General features: G+C 42.6%; 13 protein-coding genes. 11 read left to right on the top strand and 2 right to left on the bottom strand.

The window, feature by feature from the left end; genetic code table 11:
- From astA to posA, 10 genes are all read left to right on the top strand, one after another.
- Window positions 1-1,044 carry an arginine N-succinyltransferase gene (gene astA / locus F993_RS08565; protein WP_004654804.1) on the top strand — a complete coding sequence of 348 codons (1,044 nt, stop codon included), beginning with the start codon at window positions 1-3 and terminating at the stop codon, window positions 1,042-1,044.
- Window positions 1,044-2,513: a succinylglutamate-semialdehyde dehydrogenase gene (gene astD / locus F993_RS08570; RefSeq protein ID WP_004654802.1), complete on the top strand. Its 1,470-nt coding sequence runs from the start codon at window positions 1,044-1,046 to the stop codon at window positions 2,511-2,513. The genes astA and astD overlap by 1 nt, the downstream gene beginning before the upstream one ends.
- A gap of 32 nt (window positions 2,514-2,545) precedes the next feature.
- Window positions 2,546-3,886, top strand: coding sequence for an N-succinylarginine dihydrolase (gene astB, locus F993_RS08575; RefSeq protein WP_004654800.1), 1,341 nt, complete (start codon window positions 2,546-2,548; stop codon window positions 3,884-3,886).
- A 33-nt stretch (window positions 3,887-3,919) separates the two neighbouring features.
- The gene (astE, locus tag F993_RS08580) at window positions 3,920-4,894 is read left to right on the top strand and encodes a succinylglutamate desuccinylase (RefSeq protein ID WP_004654798.1); all 975 of its coding nucleotides are present in this window, start codon (window positions 3,920-3,922) and stop codon (window positions 4,892-4,894) included.
- 172 nt (window positions 4,895-5,066) lie between these two features.
- Window positions 5,067-6,563, top strand: coding sequence for an amino acid permease (locus F993_RS08585; RefSeq protein ID WP_004654795.1), 1,497 nt, complete (start codon window positions 5,067-5,069; stop codon window positions 6,561-6,563).
- Window positions 6,564-6,864: 301 nt separating this feature from the next.
- Window positions 6,865-7,515, top strand: coding sequence for a paraquat-inducible protein A (locus tag F993_RS08590; protein WP_004654793.1), 651 nt, complete (start codon window positions 6,865-6,867; stop codon window positions 7,513-7,515).
- Complete coding sequence (locus tag F993_RS08595) at window positions 7,512-8,291, top strand: paraquat-inducible protein A (protein WP_004654790.1); 780 nt, start codon at window positions 7,512-7,514, stop codon at window positions 8,289-8,291. Before F993_RS08590 ends, F993_RS08595 begins: the two co-directional genes overlap by 4 nt.
- Window positions 8,292-8,332: 41 nt before the next feature.
- Window positions 8,333-9,988 (top strand): PqiB family protein, encoded by a 1,656-nt coding sequence (locus tag F993_RS08600; protein WP_004654788.1) that lies wholly within the window; start codon window positions 8,333-8,335, stop codon window positions 9,986-9,988.
- A complete protein-coding gene (locus tag F993_RS08605) occupies window positions 9,985-10,671 on the top strand; it encodes a PqiC family protein (protein ID WP_004654787.1) in 687 nt (228 codons plus the stop codon). Before F993_RS08600 ends, F993_RS08605 begins: the two co-directional genes overlap by 4 nt.
- Window positions 10,672-10,839: 168 nt before the next feature.
- Entirely contained in the window at window positions 10,840-14,838 is a 3,999-nt protein-coding gene (gene posA, locus F993_RS08610) for a delta-poly-L-ornithine synthetase PosA (RefSeq protein WP_004654785.1), read from the top strand.
- Window positions 14,839-14,934: 96 nt separating this feature from the next.
- On the opposite strand, the gene F993_RS08615 is transcribed toward posA, so the two are convergent.
- Window positions 14,935-15,699, bottom strand: a complete 765-nt coding sequence (locus F993_RS08615) for a COG4705 family protein (protein ID WP_004654784.1) — start codon at window positions 15,697-15,699, stop codon at window positions 14,935-14,937.
- Between the two features lie 159 nt (window positions 15,700-15,858).
- Here F993_RS08615 and F993_RS08620 point away from each other — a divergent pair, with 159 nt between their 5' ends.
- Window positions 15,859-16,419, top strand: a complete 561-nt coding sequence (locus F993_RS08620; protein ID WP_004654782.1) for an undecaprenyl-diphosphatase — start codon at window positions 15,859-15,861, stop codon at window positions 16,417-16,419.
- Window positions 16,420-16,501: 82 nt separating this feature from the next.
- Here F993_RS08620 and F993_RS08625 read toward each other — a convergent pair whose 3' ends face one another.
- On the bottom strand, window positions 16,502-17,470 hold the full coding sequence (locus F993_RS08625) for a M15 family metallopeptidase (protein WP_171066007.1): 969 nt from the start codon (window positions 17,468-17,470) through the stop codon (window positions 16,502-16,504).
- Between the last annotated feature and the right edge of the window lies 1 nt (window position 17,471).

Genomic DNA, 17,471 nt, shown 5'->3' with positions numbered 1-17,471 from the left:
ATGATGATTGTTCGACATGCAGCGCATCGGGACTTAGATGATATTTATCGTTTAGCGCAACGAGCGGGGGAGTCTGGCATTGGCCTGACTTCCTTACCACAAAATAAAGACATCTTGGCTGAACGTATTACACGTACCACTCGCACTTTAGACGGCTTATCCGAAAAGTGCGAGGCAAGTTATCTATTTGTATTGGAAGACACCAGCATTCACAAAATTGTGGGTGTGAGTGCAATTGAAGTTGCGGTCGGGTTGAATGAACCGTTCTACAACTTTCGTGTGGCAAAACAGGTGCATGCCTCTAAAGCCTTAAATGTGTATAAGACTTTAGACACCTTATTTTTAAGTAATGACCATACCGGTTGTAGCGAACTCTGCACCTTGTTCCTTGATCCTGAATATCGTAAAAACCAAAACGGCAAATTTTTATCCAAAGTTCGTTTTCTGTTTATTGCAGCGTTCCGCTCGTTTTTCGAAGAAAGATTGATTGCTGAAATGCGTGGTTTCTCGGATCAAAATGGACAATCGCCGTTTTGGGATTCCTTGGGCTATTTATTCTTCAATATGGATTTTGCAGCCGCAGATTATCTCAGTGGTGTGGGGCAAAAAGCCTTTATTGCAGAGCTAATGCCGAGATTTCCAGTCTATGTGGACTTGCTGAGTTCAGAGGCACGTGAGGTGATTGCAGAAGTACACCCACAGACCCTGCCTGCGGCAAAAGTGTTGATGTCAGAAGGTCTTAAATATCAAGGTTATGTTGATATTTTTGATGCGGGGCCAACACTGGAAGCCAATACTGCTGAGTTACGGGCGGTGAAAGAGAGCCGCTTGCTTAAAGTCAAACTCACTGAGCAAGTCGAAAGTACTGAGACACACTTTTTGGTTGCTAATGACCAATACCAAGATTACGCCGTGTTGTTGATCAATAACAAAGTTGATGAAAGTGAGACTTTGCATTTAACGGCAGCACAAGCACAGGCACTGAATATTGCTGAACACGATCAAGTCCGTGTTTTAGCATTAGAAAAAATGGAGAACAACTAATGTCACAAGGTGCATTATTAATTGATGGTGCTTGGGTTCAAGGACAAGGAACCGTATTTGAAAAAACCAATCCTGTCAGCAATCAGCAAATTTGGGCGGGGCATGAAGCAAGCCCAGCCGATGTTGCACAGGCTTGCGATGCAGCGCGTCAGGCATTTCCTGCATGGGCACGTTTGCCGATAGAAGACCGTATCTCGACAATTGAACGTTTTGCTGGATTATTAGAACAGCATAAAACCCAATTGGCTGAAGTAATTAGCCAAGAAACCAGTAAACCGCTATGGGAAACATTGACTGAAGTACAATCGATGATTGGCAAAGTGGCGATTTCGATTCGTGCTTATCATCAACGTACTGGTTTTAGTGAAACTGAAATGCCTGATGGCGTTGCTTCACTACGTCATCGTCCACATGGTGTTTTGGCTGTATTCGGCCCGTATAACTTCCCAGGTCACTTACCGAATGGTCATATTGTTCCTGCCTTGATTGCAGGCAATACCGTGGTGTTTAAACCAAGTGAACTCACCCCTTGGACGGCTGAAGAAACTGCAAAATTATGGCAGCAAGCAGGTCTACCAAACGGTGTGTTGAATATCGTACAAGGTGGACGCAGCACGGGTGAAGCACTTGCTGCGGCTGAGCAGATTGATGGTTTACTGTTTACGGGCAGTGCCAATACCGGTTATCACTTGCATAAACAAATGGCAGGTGCCCCTGAAAAAATCCTGGCGCTGGAAATGGGCGGCAATAATGCCCTGATCATTGATGAAGCCAGTGATATTGATGCCGTAGTGAATTTAGCGATTCAATCGGCCTTCGTTTCCGCGGGACAACGTTGTACTTGTGCACGCCGTATTATTGTCAAGCAGGGTGCCAATGGTGATGCCTTCATTCAGCGTTTTGTTGAAGTCGCTAAAAACTTAGTGGTTGGTGCTTGGAATGCTGAACCGCAACCCTTTATGGGTGGGGTGATTTCTGCGCATGCAGCAGAACAAATGTTGGTAGCGCAAAGTAAACTGATTGCTTTGGGTGCAAAACCATTGTTAGAAATGACCCGTCCACAAGCCGATAGTTCATTGCTGACCGCAGGTATTTTAGATGTCACTCTGGTGACCGATATTCCTGATGATGAATACTTTGGTCCACTCACCACGATTTATCGCTATAACAGTTTCGATGAAGCCTTGAACATTGCCAATAACACTCGCTTTGGTTTAGCAGTGGGCTTGGTTTCACCTGAGCGTGATTTATTTGATCGTGTACTGATTGAAGCGCGTGCAGGCATTGTGAACTGGAATAAACCATTAACAGGTGCTTCAAGTGCCGCACCATTTGGTGGTGTTGGGGCATCGGGTAATCATCGTGCCAGTGCCTTCTATGCCGCAGACTATAGCGCATGGCCAATGGCTTCACTGGAAAGTGACAGCGTTACTTTACCTTCAAAATTATCACCGGGCATTGTGCTGTAAGTCGGCTCGTATAGGGACACAGGGAGAAAAAAATGTCAGGTTATGAAATTAATTTTGATGGTTTAGTGGGGCCGACCCATCATTATGCGGGTTTATCGTATGGCAATGTCGCATCAACCAAGAACCGTAATAATGCGTCTAATCCTAAGCTAGCGGCAAAGCAAGGCTTAAAGAAAATGAAAGCGCTTGCGGATTTGGGACTCAAGCAGGGGGTATTCGCCCCACAAGAGCGTCCGCATGTGCCAACGCTGCGCCGTTTGGGTTTTACGGGCAGTGATATTGACGTGATTACCCAAGCGATGCGTACTGCACCAGCCTTATTATCATCGTTGAGTTCTGCTTCTTCGATGTGGACAGCCAACTCGTGTACGGTGTCGCCATCGGCAGATAGTGCTGACAAACGTATGCATTTTACCGCTGCAAACTTAAATAATAAGTTCCATCGATCAATTGAGCATCATACGACCACGCGTATTCTTCAAGCGATGTTCAATAATGATGTATATTTCGCGCATCACGAAGCACTGCCTGAAGCTGCTTTGTTTGGTGATGAAGGGGCAGCCAATCATAATCGCCTTGGTGGTGGATATGATCAGGCAGGTGTACAGGTTTTTGTTTATGGTCAGCAACAACTGGGTGGAACGGTAGCACCGCAGAAATTCCCTGCGCGTCAAACTCGCGAGGCAAGTGAAGCGATTGCCCGTTTGCATCGTCTGGATGCGAAACGAACCGTGTTCATTCAGCAGAATCCAGATGTGATTGATCAAGGTGTATTTCATAACGATGTCATCGCTGTCAGCAACCAACAGGTCTTGTTCCATCATCAACAGGCTTTTTTAAATCAGGCCGATGCCTTGAACGAAATTCGTCACAAGATGGCGGCGATCGAGCAAGATTTTATCTCGATTGAAGTTCCTGACAATCGTGTCAGCGTTGAAGATGCGGTGTCGACTTATTTGTTCAATAGTCAGATTTTGACTCGCGCAGATGGCGGCATGAGTATTGTGGTGCCTGAAGAATCACGTCACAACAAGGCAGTATGGAGCTACTTGAATGACATGATTCAAATGGGTACGCCAATTGATGACATTAAGGTATTTGATTTGCGTGAAAGTATGCGTAATGGCGGTGGACCTGCATGTTTGAGATTGCGTGTTGCAGTAAATGAAGCTGAACTAGCTGCTGTGAATCCAAACTTATTCATGAATGATGCACTGTTCAAAACGCTGAATCAGTGGGTAGATCAGCATTATCGTGATGAGTTAACACAAGACGATTTGGCCGATCCTAGTTTATTGATTGAGAGCCGTACAGCGCTAGATGAGTTAACCAAAATTTTAGCTTTAGGTTCGGTTTATCACTTCCAAAGATAAACAGTAAACAACGGCTTTTAAGGATGAAAGTACATGGTTGATCTATTAACGTTGACTTTAGAACAACGAATGCCTGTGCAGATGCAAGGTGAGGCAGCGGGATTTACATGGCAGTGGTTAGGTGAAGGGCTGTTGCAATGTACACCCAAGACAAGCTATGCAAAAACTATCGTACTTTCTGCTGGGATTCATGGCAATGAAACCGCACCGATCGAGCTATTAAACCAGATTATTCATGATCTATTTGCCGAAGGTTTAACGCTTGCAGTACGCGTACTGTTTGTGTTGGGTAACCCAGAGGCCATTCGTCACGGTGTCCGTTATCTTGAAAATGATATGAACCGTATGTTCTGTGGAGCGTATCAAGATTTAGTTCAAGATCAGGAAACCGAGCGGGCGGCTCACTTAGAGCAAGTGACGGCACAATTCTTTGAACAAAGTCAGCCTAAAGCACAACGCTATCATTATGACTTGCATACGGCAATTCGTACGTCGTTACTGCCTGTTTTTGCCTTATTTCCGTATCAAAACACGCCTTATGATGAGTTCCTTATTCAAAGTCTAAAGGCTGCTGATCTGGATGCTTTGGTCTATCACAATGCAGCAGGCAAAACCTTTACCCACTTTACGGCTGAAAAATTTCAGGCAGCGAGTAGTACTTTGGAGTTAGGCAAGGCCAAACCTTTTGGAGCCAATGATTTAGCTCAGTTTGCCAGTACCGACCAGATGCTACGCGCAGTTCTTGCAGATCAAGCATTGCCCGCTCGACAGAAGCACACAATTCGCCAATTCAAGGTAGTGGATTCAATCTTAAAACAAAGTGAAGATTTTCAGCTCAAATTGAGTGCTGACGCACCGAATTTTTCTACTTTTCAGAAAGGCGAGTTGATTGCCACACAACAGGCTGGGGATTATGTCGCGCATGATCAGCAAGTCTGGATTTTATTCCCAAACCCAAAGGTGAAAACAGGGCTTCGGGCGGGACTGATTTTAAAAGAAATTGAATAAGCGGTCGCCGACTTCACAGCTTAACTGTCGGCAAGGCATGGATGAAATGGAGTTTGAATATGGATGTTCAATAGAACAAGACGTGTCAAAGAATATCGTTTAGATATTCGTTTTTATGAATGTAAAACAGCAAGGACAGGTTGTCATAAGAATACAGTTGGAGTGACCGTGTATGAGTAACAATAACCAAAAGACATTCCCATCAGGTGAAGGCCTGAGTGGGCAATATGTACCACAGCAAGATGTAGCCAATTTATCAGGAGTTTCTAGCTCTGAGATTGAAATCGGTAAACCATTGAAACGTGCCATGACTAAACGTCATTTGGTCATGATTTCATTGGGGGGTGCAATTGGAACAGGGCTATTTTTAGGCTCAGGTGATGTCATTTCTCAGGCCGGTCCAGTCGGTGCAATTATCTCTTACTTTTTGGGTGGGATAATTGCCTACATGGTGATGCTGTGTCTAGGCGAGTTGGCTGTGCAGATGCCGGTTTCAGGTTCTTTTGGAGAATATGCCAGAACCTATATCGGACCAGGTACAGGCTATATGATCACATGGTTGTATTGGTTGACGTGGACTGCAACCTTAGGCACTGAATTTACCGCTGCAGCATTATTGATGCAGGAATGGTTTCCATCGATTTCCATGTGGACTTGGACTTTATTGTTTGCGGGTTTGATCTTTAGTTTGAATGTCAGTTCAACACGGTTATTTGCCGAGTCAGAATTCTGGTTATCGTTGGTCAAAGTATTGACCATTATTTGTTTTATTGGTTTAGGACTAGCGGCTATTTTTGGCATGATTTCTTATCATGGGCACGAGTCAGCACCGTTGTTTAGTAAACTCACCGAACATGGTTGGTTCCCAAATGGGATCTTTCCTATTTTTGCAACCATGCTGATTGTGAATTTTGCCTTTTCAGGTACAGAGTTGATTGGGGTCGCGGCAGGTGAAGCAGAAGAACCTGCGAAAACCGTTCCAAAAGCAATCAATGCAGCAATCTGGCGCCTATTGATTTTCTTTGTCGGTACCATTGTGGTGATCTGTGCCTTGCTTCCGTATGAAATGGCAGGTCTTAATTCCAACAGTGTCAGCAATAGCCCATTCGTTACCGTATTTAATTATATTGGTATCCCGTATGCGGAAGACATTATTCGTTTTGTGATTATTACCGCGCTATTATCTGCAGCGAACTCAGGTTTGTTTGCTGCATCACGTATGATGTGGTCATTGTCAGAGAAGAAGCAGTTGCCAAAAGTGTTTTCAAAGTTGACCCGTTCAGGCACACCGATTATTGCCATTATCGTGACCATGTTTGGCGCAATTCCAGGTTTATTGTCAGAACATTTTGCACCTGAAACGATTTTTAAAAATTTATTGGGTGTAGCTGCCTTTACCATGGTAGTGGTGTGGATTTCAATTTGTGTCTCTCAATTTAATTTCCGTAGACAATGGATTAAATCAGGTAAAACGGTGAAAGACCTAAAATTTGCTGCTCCATTATTCCCACTGACTCCGATTTTAGGTGGGGTATTCTGTGTCATTACCTGTATCAGTATGGTGACTGATCCATCGATGCAAGTGGGTTTTGTCTGTTGTGTATTATTTATTATTGCTTGTTATGTGAGCTACAACCTCTTCTATAAAGATAAAGCGATTCAAAATTAAAAAAACAATACACTGGGTGGCTAAGTTGCGGGCGTGTAATGCAACTTAGCCCCCTTTTTTTGGAAAATGGTGTGATTAATTTCCTATATAAATGGACGCTCTTTTCTTTGATTTAGTGGGAGAGCTTTGATTTTTACTGAAAATGATGAGCTAAGGATATTCATCAGCCTTTTAAATTCTGATTTGTTTATATATTGTGTAAGATTGGCAGTGATGCGTTGTGCTGATCAAAAATAACGGTATAACAGAAGCTAATTCGATTATTTAAACGAAACAGAATCTTGGTAATAGGCATGACTATATGGCGAATAAAAATAATCAGCCTTTAGCAATAGCTCAGCAAACCAACCTAAGTGAATTGGCGGGTTGTGAAGAATGTGACGCGATTTACCGTAAGGTCGATTTGGCGTTGGGCGAACGCGCTTATTGTACCTGTTGTGGTGCTGAACTTTATCGCCGCAGCCGTTCGTTTTCATCCCTATTGGCACTGGTTATTACTGCGTTGATTATTTTTGTGATTGCCAATAGTTTTCCCATTGTGATTGTGGAGCTTCAAGGCAATACCTCGCAAACCACCTTGATTGGTGCAGCATGGACTATGTTTCATATTGATCGTGCCTTGGTTGGGGTACTGATTCTGATTACAACTTTTATTGTGCCATTGATTGAATTGCTATTACTCAGCTATGTTCTTGCTTATATCAGTCTCTGGAAACGTAGACCTCCATATTTAATTCCCGCACTGCGGGCATTGTTCCTGTTTCGGACATGGGGAATGGTGGAAGTGTTTTTAATTGGTGTACTGGTGACATTGGTCAAACTGGTTGGCATGGTTACCGTGATCCCAGGCGTTGCTCTCTGGGCCTTTACCTTGCTCAGTGTACTTTTGGTTTATATTGCCTCACTCAAGATTAAAGATCTCTGGAATGAAGTAGATAGGAGTTTGGGATGAAGCAAGGTCAAGGTCAGAACTCCGAAATTTCTTCAATTGTAGAACAGCTTTCAGAGGTTGATCTGCAGGTTAAAAATTATATTCGGGCAAGAGATATTGGGCTCATTCAATGCCATTGTTGTGGATTACTCAACCAAGTTGATGCTCAGGTCGATCCACATGAGCATGCACATTGCTCCCGATGTAAAAGTGCATTGCATTCACGTAAGCCAGAAAGTTTAAATCGTACGTTTGCCTTGGTAGTGGCTGCTGCGATTTTATATATACCAGCCAATGTACTACCCATGACGGTAACAGATTCTTTGTTGGGGCGTCAGCAAGATACCATTATCAGTGGGGTCATTTATTTTTGGCAAAATAGTGATTATCTGGTCGCTGTGGTGATTTTTATGGCCAGTATCTTTATTCCGATTTTGAAATTACTGATTCTGATTTTTTTATTGGTTTCGGTCTATATGCAGTCTTCCTCAAAATGGCATTTTACCCCTGAACAATGTGCGCTGATGTATCGTATTGTTGAGTTTATTGGGCGGTGGTCCATGATCGATGTTTTTGTGGTTGCGTTGCTGACCGCATTGATTCAAATTCAGTCATTGGCCACTATTTTGGCAGGACCTGGCGCAGTCGCTTTTGGCGCCGTTGTGGTATTAACTATGTTTGCATCACTCAGTTTCGACCCCAGAATTATTTGGGACAATTATTTCAAGGCGCAGCGGGTAGATAGTCAGGCATCCAAGCAGTTGAAAGGAAGCGTTGTTCATCCATTGAAAAGTTAAGATGAATTGTCCCGTTTTTGACCAATAAAAGAATGATCACTATGTCAGAAAATACACCCAATAGCCAAAATACTGAAGAGAACTCAACCGAGTTAACTCAGAACGATGCAGTGTTTGCCGAACCCGAGAAAAAGAAAGGGCGTTGGCGACCAGCGTTGATTTGGCTGGTTCCCTTTGTTGCGCTTTTAATCGCGATTTCACTGGCGGCCAAAGCTGTCCTCGATACGGGCCCGACCATTGAAGTTTCTTTTCGTACTGCGGAGGGCTTGGTGGCAGGTAAAACCACTGTGCGTTATAAGCAGGTCGATATTGGTTTGGTTCGCCAGATTGATCTTTCAGATGATCGTTCACATGTTATTGCCAAAATCGAACTACGCAAAGATGCCAGTAATTTTGCAGCCAAAGATTCACGCTTCTGGGTAGTGAGACCCAGAGTAGGAACAGGGGGGATTTCGGGTATCGATACTTTATTGTCTGGGGCCTATATTGAAGTCGATGGTGGAAAGGCCGAGAAAAAGCAAGAGAATTTTACCGGACTGGAAGTGCCACCTGTGGTGTCTTCAGATATTCCCGGTAAGGTTTTTTTCCTCAAAGCACAAGATTTAGGTTCATTAGATATTGGCGCACCGATTTATTATCGTCGGATTAATGTCGGGCAGATTACCGCGTATAAATTAGCAGCAGATGGTAAAAGTGTCGAATTACAAACTTTTATCCAATCGCCCTACGATAAATTCGTGACCACAGATGCCCGTTTTTGGCAGGCCAGTGGGGTCGATGTGACATTAAATGCATCTGGATTTAATCTGGATACCCAATCGCTGGCCAGTATTGTAGCGGGCGGGATTGCTTTTGGTTATCCTGAAAATTCTGCTGGAGCCATCGCACCGGACAACAGCTATTTTACTTTGTCTGATTCCCGCAAAGAGGCAATGAAGGAACCGGATGGTAAGCCACGTCCAATTATTATGTACTTTGATCATTCGCTGCGTGGTTTAACTGCAGGTGCACCAATTGACTTTATGGGCATTGAGATTGGTAATGTCAAATCAATCAATGTCGAGTTTGATCGGTCTTATACCCATTTAAGAATGCGTGTGGATGCAGTGATTTATCCATCACGTTTGGCCCACGGTAAAGAGCTTGATCCAGATGGTGAAATTTTTAAATACTTTATTGAAAAAGGTTGGCGTGCGCAGATGCGGACGGGTAATTTATTAACGGGTCAGAACTATATTGCCTTTGATAAATTTCCAAAAGCCAAAGCTGCATCTTTAATAATGCGTGCAGATGGACGCGCCGAAGTGCCAACCACTGCAACAGAGTTGAGCGGTTTACAGGCGCAAGTTTCTCAAATTGCCGATAAAGTCAGTAAATTCCCACTCGAAGAAATTGGGCAAGATGTCCGTAAGACACTCAATAATATGAATACCACCATTGAGTCGACAGACAAGTTGGTGAAACAGTTGGATGGCAAAGTTGCACCAGGCTTGCAAGCGACACTGAATGATGTACGTAAAACTATGCAATCCAGTGAGTCGATTCTATCCAGTGATGCGCCGATGCAGCAAGATGTCCGTAAAGCTTTACAACAAATGACCCGAGCAGCTGCATCCTTACAATTAATGGCGGATTATATTGAACAACATCCTGAATCATTGATTCGTGGTAAAAAAACAGAGGCAGATAAGAAATGATCAGCAGTACAGTCAAACCGCTATTCAAGGTTTCATCGAAAATCAGTCTCTTGTCCATGGCTTTGTTGTTGGGGGCATGTTCAAGTACACCTACGCCGAATTATTATACTTTGGCAACTAAAGTCTCGCCTTTGGCAAACTCGAAGGTGCGGGTGATTGAGGTTCTGCCTGTGGGTTTACCCGATCGGATCAATCGTGCGCCGATCGTGGTGCAGGATGCAGCAGGTAAATCTCGAATTTTAGAGAACGAACGCTGGACCTCAACGTTGGGTGCGGAGTTAAGAGACAATCTGTCGGCAGGTTTGCAGCAAAAACTTGGTGCGGTCGATCGTTATAATAGTGGTATGGCGGGGGGGAAGGTGTCTTATCGGGTTGCAACCGATTTTTCCCATTTCGATGTCGTCACTGCTGATGCTGCCAAGAAAAATGTAGAGGTCTCAGTGGCTTGGATTATCAAGAGGAATGATCCAAATATCACTTTGGATCAAAATTCAAACCAAAATCAGCAGTTGGCGTGTCGGATGAGCTTTAGCCAACCGATACAAGAGTATAATGATTCAATCCAAAATGTTGTGAGTGCTGCCAGTGCTTCATTGAGCCGAGTTGTTGATGCCATTGCACTGTCGATTGTGGCATCAGACACAAAAACTCAAATCAACATCAATGGGGTGGTTTGTTCATAATTTGACTGAAAAGTGGTCAGATTGATCACTTTTGTTCTGTTCAGGTTTTATTGTTTATTCAGACATCACACTTTAATGTTGTTTTAAGTTGCTCTCTTTAATTTACCAACCAATACGAACACCTCATTTCGTCTTTGGCTAAATCAAAACATTAAAGAGAGCATAAAAATGAATCAATGTGTGATGAGCGCAAAAAATATTATTCGTGGTAAGCCCCACCCAGAATTTTTACAAGATGAGGTCCTCGCTGATATTTTTATTGAAACGGCACAAAAAATTCCTGAAAAAATAGCCCTGATTGAAGCTGAACGAACGTTGAGCTATGGCGAGTTATATCAACAAGCTTTATTAATGGCGAAGCATTTGGCCCTGAAAGGAGTCAAAGCGGGCGATATTATTGGTTTATGGCTACCTCGTGGTATCGAACTATTAAAATCACAATTAGCGATTTGTTTAAGTGGTGCGGCTTGGTTACCATTTGATATGGATACTCCCGCCGATCGAATCGCCGTTTGTCTTGAAGATGCGACGGCAGTGGGGATGATTACCAGTGATGAATGGTATGAACATCTACAAGACGTCCCACAGAGCAAATGGACCAATACTGAATTGCAGCGACCGCTGCATGAGACTGTGGAACTAGCCAAAACCTCACCTGAACAGCCTGCCTATATTATTTATACTTCGGGTTCGACAGGAAAGCCGAAAGGCATTGTGATCACCCAGAAGAATATTTGTCATTTTCTGCGCAGTGAAAACAGTATCTTAGGGATTCAGGAGCAGGACAAGGTCTATCAAGGTTTCTCCGTTGCTTTTGATATGTCCTTTGAAGAAATCTGGTTGTCTTATCTCGTTGGTGCAAGCTTGTGGATTGCACCAAAATCCTTAGTCAGTGATCCCGAGCGACTCTGTCAAACATTGAAACAGCAACAGATAACTGTATTACATGCTGTGCCGACTTTACTTGCCTTATTTCCTGAAGATGTTCCAAATCTACGCATCATTAATCTGGGTGGGGAAATGTGCCCTGATTCATTGGTGGAACGTTGGGCATTACCCCATCATCAAATGTTTAATACCTATGGTCCGACTGAAACCACGGTATCTGCCAGTTTAGAGTTATTACAACAGGGTAAGCCTGTGACCATTGGTAAGCCTTTGCCGAATTATGGCATGTTGGTGATCAATGCAGAAAGAGAATTATTGGCACAAGGTGAAACAGGGGAACTGTGTATCTTTGGCCCCAGTGTAGCTCCAGGCTATCTTGGACGCCCTGATCTGACTGCAGATAAATTTATTGAGAATCCTTGGGCAAATAATGAGGATGAAATCAGCTTGTACCGCACAGGCGACTTGGCCAAAATTGATGAATTTGGTCAGGTGCATTGTTTAGGTCGTGCCGATGATCAAATCAAAATTCGGGGTTTCCGAGTCGAACTCGGTGAAATCGAAGCAGCGCTATGTGATCTGGGGGGAATTGGTACGGCAGCAGTCATTCTAAGAGCTGAAGATGGTATTGATCAGCTGATTGCGTTTATTGCACCTGAGTTGGAGGCAAAACAAGCGATTGAAGTTAAGCAGCTCAGATACCAGCTTAGTCAGCGTTTACCGCCGTATATGGTGCCAAATCGCTTTGAAATTATTGAAGAAGTACCACGGTTGTTGTCTGGGAAAATTGACCGTAAGGCATTGAAGGCTCGCCCATTGACCAGTGTAATTGATCGTAGTGAATCTGACCAGCCACAGAATGAAGCTGAACAGATTTTATTTGAGATTCTAGGTCGTTTATTTCCGAATATCCCAATGAAGTTAGACTCAGATTTCTTTGATGATTTGGGTGGTCATTCGCTCTTGGCCGCCGTCTTAGTCTCAAATCTGCGTGAACATTCAGCATATAGTCATCTCACCATTCAAAGTTTATATCAGGCCAGAAAAGTCGGGGCGATTGCAGCTTTAATGTTAGAACAGCCTGAACCTTCCTTATTTGATCGGCAGATTGGACAAGACAATCCGCGCAATCACAGCTACAAATGGCTGTGTGGGATTGCACAGGCGGTGATGATTCCTGTATTGATCTCGATCAATATTCTGCAATGGTTGGCACCATTCTTTACTTATCACTATTTCACAGGCGGCACACGAGACAGTATTCCTTATGCGATCGCGTTGTCGTTGCTGGTGTATATTAGTGTGATTATTGCCAGTTTTGCAGTTTCAATTACAGTAAAACGTTTACTGATGTTAGGAGTTGGCGCAGGTCGTTACCCATTATGGGGAATGACCTATTTTCGTTGGTGGCTAGCGGATCGGATCAGCAGTATTTCACCTGTATATCTACTCTCTGGTTCAACCTTACTGAATTTATATCTCAAAGCACTTGGGGCGAAGATTGGGCATGATGTCACCATTAGCTCAGTGCATATCCGTATGCCATCTTTGTTAAAGATTGAAGATGGGGTCAGTATTGGTTCCAATGTCAATCTGGAAAATGCCAAGGTTGAGCACGGACACCTAGTATTGGGTTCAATCCAACTCAAACAAGACAGCTATGTGGGATCTTATGCAGTATTGGAAGAAAATACCGTGTTAGAACCGCAAGCGCATGTCAATGCTTTAACCTCAATTGAATATGGGTCGACGGTACCCACAGGTGAAATTTGGGATGGAACACCCGCTAAAAAAATAGGTCACATTAATGAGCTTGAATCATTAGCTGCACGTCCAAAATTATCCTTAGTGCGTAAATTTGCTGAATATGGCTACTATAGTGTCAGTGCTTTAATCATTGCGTGTTTGTTCTTTATTCCGATTTTTCCAAGCTTTTTACTGGTCGATTGGTTAGATGTCAATGTGTTTAATATTGATCCGAATAACCATATTCAAACCGCACTGTATTATTTCATCCTTGCGATTCCTGCCAGTGCCATGATGATCGTCATTACTGCATTAATTTCATCGGCTATCCGTAAAGTGGCATTGCCGCATTTAGAGACGGGCACTTATGCGGTACATGGTGCTACTTATTATCGTAAATGGTTTGCAGCTCAGATTTTAGAAACCAGTTTACAGACTTTACATGGCTTGTTTGCAACCTTATATGCTCCGACATGGTTCCGAATGTTGGGTGCAAAGGTAGGTAAAAACACAGAAATTTCGACGGCTACAGGTGTAATTCCTGAAATGCTGACCTTAGGAGAAGAAAGTTTTATTGCCGATGCGGTAATGCTCGGTGATGAAGAGATTAAAGGCGGCTGGATGTCGTTGAAATCTACTCAAATTGGGAATCGTAGCTTTGTTGGGAATAGTGCCTATATCGCGGATGGTACGGTATTGCCAGATAATGTTTTGATTGGTGTGCAATCGAAAACGCCAGATAACCGAGAAATGTATTCAGGCCAAACTTGGTTCGGTTCTCCGCCATTATTGTTACCTGCACGTGAAGCAGCAGCGCAATATCCAGATCATCTGACCTTTAAACCAAGTATCAAACGCCGTTTCATGCGAGGCTTGATTGAGGGTTTACGTATTGTATTACCGACAGCACTTGCCATTGGTGTGGGGTATATGATTGTGCTCGAAGTGATCGATGTCATTAATGAACATAGTATTGCCTTGGGATTATTGGCTTTAACCTTGGCAGGGCTGTTATATGGCGTCGGCTGTTTTGTCATCGTGACCATATTGAAATGGGTTTTAATTGGACGTTATCAACCACGTTCAGCACCCATGTGGACCATGTTCGTTTGGCTCAGTGAAGGCATTACCAGTCTCTATGAATCTGTTGCGATTCCGAACTTTTTGAATTATTTAAGAGGGACACCGATGTTGCCATTCTTTTTACGCCTATTAGGAGTGAAAATTGGTAAAGATGTCTATCTGGATACGGCTGATATTACTGAATTCGACTGCGTGAAAATAGGTGACCGTGCTGAGTTTAATAGCTTCTCTGGGCCACAAACCCATCTATTTGAAGATCGCATCATGAAAATTGGTCAAGTGAATGTGGGCAGTGATGTGGTGGTGAATTCGCGGAGTATTATTTTATACAATGCCAATGTGGCTGATTATGCGGTATTAGGTCCACTGACCTTGGTGATGAAAGGAGAGAATATTCCTGCAAAATCAGCATGGATTGGTTCACCTGCTGTACCTTGGAAGCGTGTTTAAGTTTTGATAACGGGTCAACAAAGGAAAGGGATAAGAATATGATTTTCTTATCCCTTTTTTTATAAGTCTGTGAAATTTGTTGATTCACTATTTAATTTAATGTGCGGTTGAGGCAGGTTTGGATTTAAAAAACACTAAGCAAACAAGGATAAAAGCCAATAGCACAAAAGAAGCACCGAATCGGCTTAAATCTAGCCCACCGTGATCAAGTGGTTTATCTAAAAAGTCACCTAGCACAGCACCGAGTGGTCTGGTTAAAACAAAAGCTGACCAGAATAAAAATGTTCTGGAGATCTTGGTCCAATAGTAAAGGGCAATCAGAATAAGCAGTAGACTTCCAAAGATCAGAGCTGCTCCTGTATAACCTAAACCTTGGGTATCTGCTGTCCAATCACCAAGCGCTGTTCCTAGGGTTTGAGAGAACATAATGGTGATCCAGTAAAAGGCTTCAGTCTTTGCAGACTGGACACTGTTCACTGCAATATCGCCACAGCTCCAATACCAGATCACAAGCGAGCTAAGCAGTAGGGTGAGTAAAATAATACTCCCCCCGAGATAACCTATACCTAGAGAGCGATCGACATAATCAGCAATGGTGGTTCCCAGTGTTGTGGTTGAGATAATGGTTGCCCAATATAAAAAGGGTTTGTATTCTTTGGCTTTCATTTGCAGTGAAACAAAGCCAATAAAAATAATAGAAAAAATACATGTACTTAAGATATAGCCCAGATTGAGTGACATTGATAAAGCATCACCAGCGGTTTCACCGAGTGTTGTGGCAGCAATTTTTATAATCCAGAATAGCAAGGTCACTTCGGGTACTTTGCTTAATACTTCGGGCAGCTTATTTTTGTTATCCATAATTCACTCCAATTTGAGGGTAGATCAAATTTAGAGTTTTTTTATTAATAGCGACTTAAATTTAAATTGTACTTTTGTTTAGTTTTTTAGAAGCTTTAATTTTATTTTAAGCTGATGTTTTTATATTCTCATCGTTAAATAATCATGGAACGATTGGCGATGTCAATTGAAACTATAGATGTTAGTTTGTTTAATTGGATTAACTCAGCGGCAACGCAAAACCCGATTTTAGATAAAGCTGCCTTATTCGCCTCACATAACTTAATTGCAGTATTATTTGTATTTTTAATTGCCTCATTGTTTTTTAAGGATAAAAAATATCGAGTGCAGTTTATCAAAATGCTTATCACTATCGTTGCTTCATTATTAGTGACACAGTTCATTCATGCGGTCTATTATCACCCAAGACCATTTGATCTGGGTATTGGACATATCCTGACGGGGCATGGTTCATCTTCTTCATTTCCAAGTCAGCATACTTTGACTGTGGCAACCATCGCTTTTTCATATTTACTTTCAGGCTATCGAAAAATAGGCAGTGCAGCATTGTTATTGGCTTTAATTGTAGGTTGGTCAAGGATTTATATTGGTGTTCATTTTCCTTTTGATGTACTGGGATCATTTGTCATTGCTTTTATACTTGTATTAGGAATGACTGTCATATTTAAAGAATTTATATTTAAAGCTAAAAAAACTGTCCCAATATCTGTTGTCGATTAAGGTTTTTAATTTAACTATAGTTAAAATAAACCCTATTTGATATAGATAGGGTTTATTCGGTTTAACTACATTTTAGCTATATTTAAGATTCGTCTGTTCTTGCAGTTAATTGCCCTTCAGCAGTAAGTTGTTCCGCCATTTCCTTAGTTTTTCTTAGACCCGGCATACGGTATTCAGTATGGCCATAATCTTGAATAGATTTCCAACGACCGCCCCAAGTTAGACCAACGGATTCAGCCACTTGCCCATAGAGCTGATAACCACGCATTGCCCAAGGGTCGCGTTCTGAGATGACCACTTTGCCGTTACGTTTAAATGCAACATCGGCAGCTAAACCGAATTGGTGATAGCTTTGATAGCCCTTGGCGCGGGTTGTATTTGGATTCCCTGCAAGCATATTTTGGCGGCTTGGACTACGGTAACCTTCAAGTAAGACCAGCTCATAACCATGTTGTTCTTTCATGATTTTGAAGACCATCAGTAGACGTTGCTTATAGCGAGGATTAATTTTGTCCCATTTTCGATCAACCATGGATACATCAAAACTACCATGAGAATGACTCATTGGAATCTCAATTTGCGATGCATTAATACTTGGATCTGTCGGATGTTGGGCTTGATAGGCTTGTTCAAGACGAGTCGCTTCGACAATAGCATCTTCAATCAAGTTGGCATCGACTTCAGGTGGTGGACTCAGCATTTCACCATTGAGTAGCGTATAAATTTGTGGATCAGTTTCTTTTAAATATTCAGCTTCAATACGTGTGGAATTGATCGGGCGAGTAAACGCAAAAATAAGGATACTGGCAAATAAAAAGAAACCTGCGATTAAAATCCACCATTGTTGTAAGTGCCAATGCGATTGTAATTTTTCTGGCGAGGCTGCTTGATGCATATTCTCTGCGAACTGCATTGCATTGGCGATTTTCTTTTTTCCACTTGGAAGCAATGATTGCAACAACTGCTTGCATTTATAACGCAGCTCATATGACATGAGCAGGGTTAATCCGATTGCGACAGCGACAAAGCAGAAGAAGATGATAAAAATCATT

The sequence above is a fragment of the Acinetobacter proteolyticus genome (assembly GCF_000367945.1).
GTDB classification, from domain to species: domain Bacteria; phylum Pseudomonadota; class Gammaproteobacteria; order Pseudomonadales; family Moraxellaceae; genus Acinetobacter; species Acinetobacter proteolyticus.
Note: the sequence above shows the minus strand (reverse complement) of the source record. Positions and strands in the feature narration are given on the sequence as shown.

Bases quoted from the DNA above. Each gene is read 5' to 3' on its own strand.
- astA (WP_004654804.1), top strand. From the start codon at position 1: ATGATGATTGTTCGACATGCAGCGCATCGGGACTTAGATGATATTTAT.
- astD (WP_004654802.1), top strand. From the start codon at position 1,044: ATGTCACAAGGTGCATTATTAATTGATGGTGCTTGGGTTCAAGGACAA.
- astB (WP_004654800.1), top strand. From the start codon at position 2,546: ATGTCAGGTTATGAAATTAATTTTGATGGTTTAGTGGGGCCGACCCAT.
- astE (WP_004654798.1), top strand. From the start codon at position 3,920: ATGGTTGATCTATTAACGTTGACTTTAGAACAACGAATGCCTGTGCAG.
- F993_RS08585 (WP_004654795.1), top strand. From the start codon at position 5,067: ATGAGTAACAATAACCAAAAGACATTCCCATCAGGTGAAGGCCTGAGT.
- F993_RS08590 (WP_004654793.1), top strand. From the start codon at position 6,865: ATGGCGAATAAAAATAATCAGCCTTTAGCAATAGCTCAGCAAACCAAC.
- F993_RS08595 (WP_004654790.1), top strand. From the start codon at position 7,512: ATGAAGCAAGGTCAAGGTCAGAACTCCGAAATTTCTTCAATTGTAGAA.
- F993_RS08600 (WP_004654788.1), top strand. From the start codon at position 8,333: ATGTCAGAAAATACACCCAATAGCCAAAATACTGAAGAGAACTCAACC.
- F993_RS08605 (WP_004654787.1), top strand. From the start codon at position 9,985: ATGATCAGCAGTACAGTCAAACCGCTATTCAAGGTTTCATCGAAAATC.
- posA (WP_004654785.1), top strand. From the start codon at position 10,840: ATGAATCAATGTGTGATGAGCGCAAAAAATATTATTCGTGGTAAGCCC.
- F993_RS08615 (WP_004654784.1), bottom strand. From the start codon at position 15,699: ATGGATAACAAAAATAAGCTGCCCGAAGTATTAAGCAAAGTACCCGAA.
- F993_RS08620 (WP_004654782.1), top strand. From the start codon at position 15,859: ATGTCAATTGAAACTATAGATGTTAGTTTGTTTAATTGGATTAACTCA.
- F993_RS08625 (WP_171066007.1), bottom strand. From the start codon at position 17,470: ATGATTTTTATCATCTTCTTCTGCTTTGTCGCTGTCGCAATCGGATTA.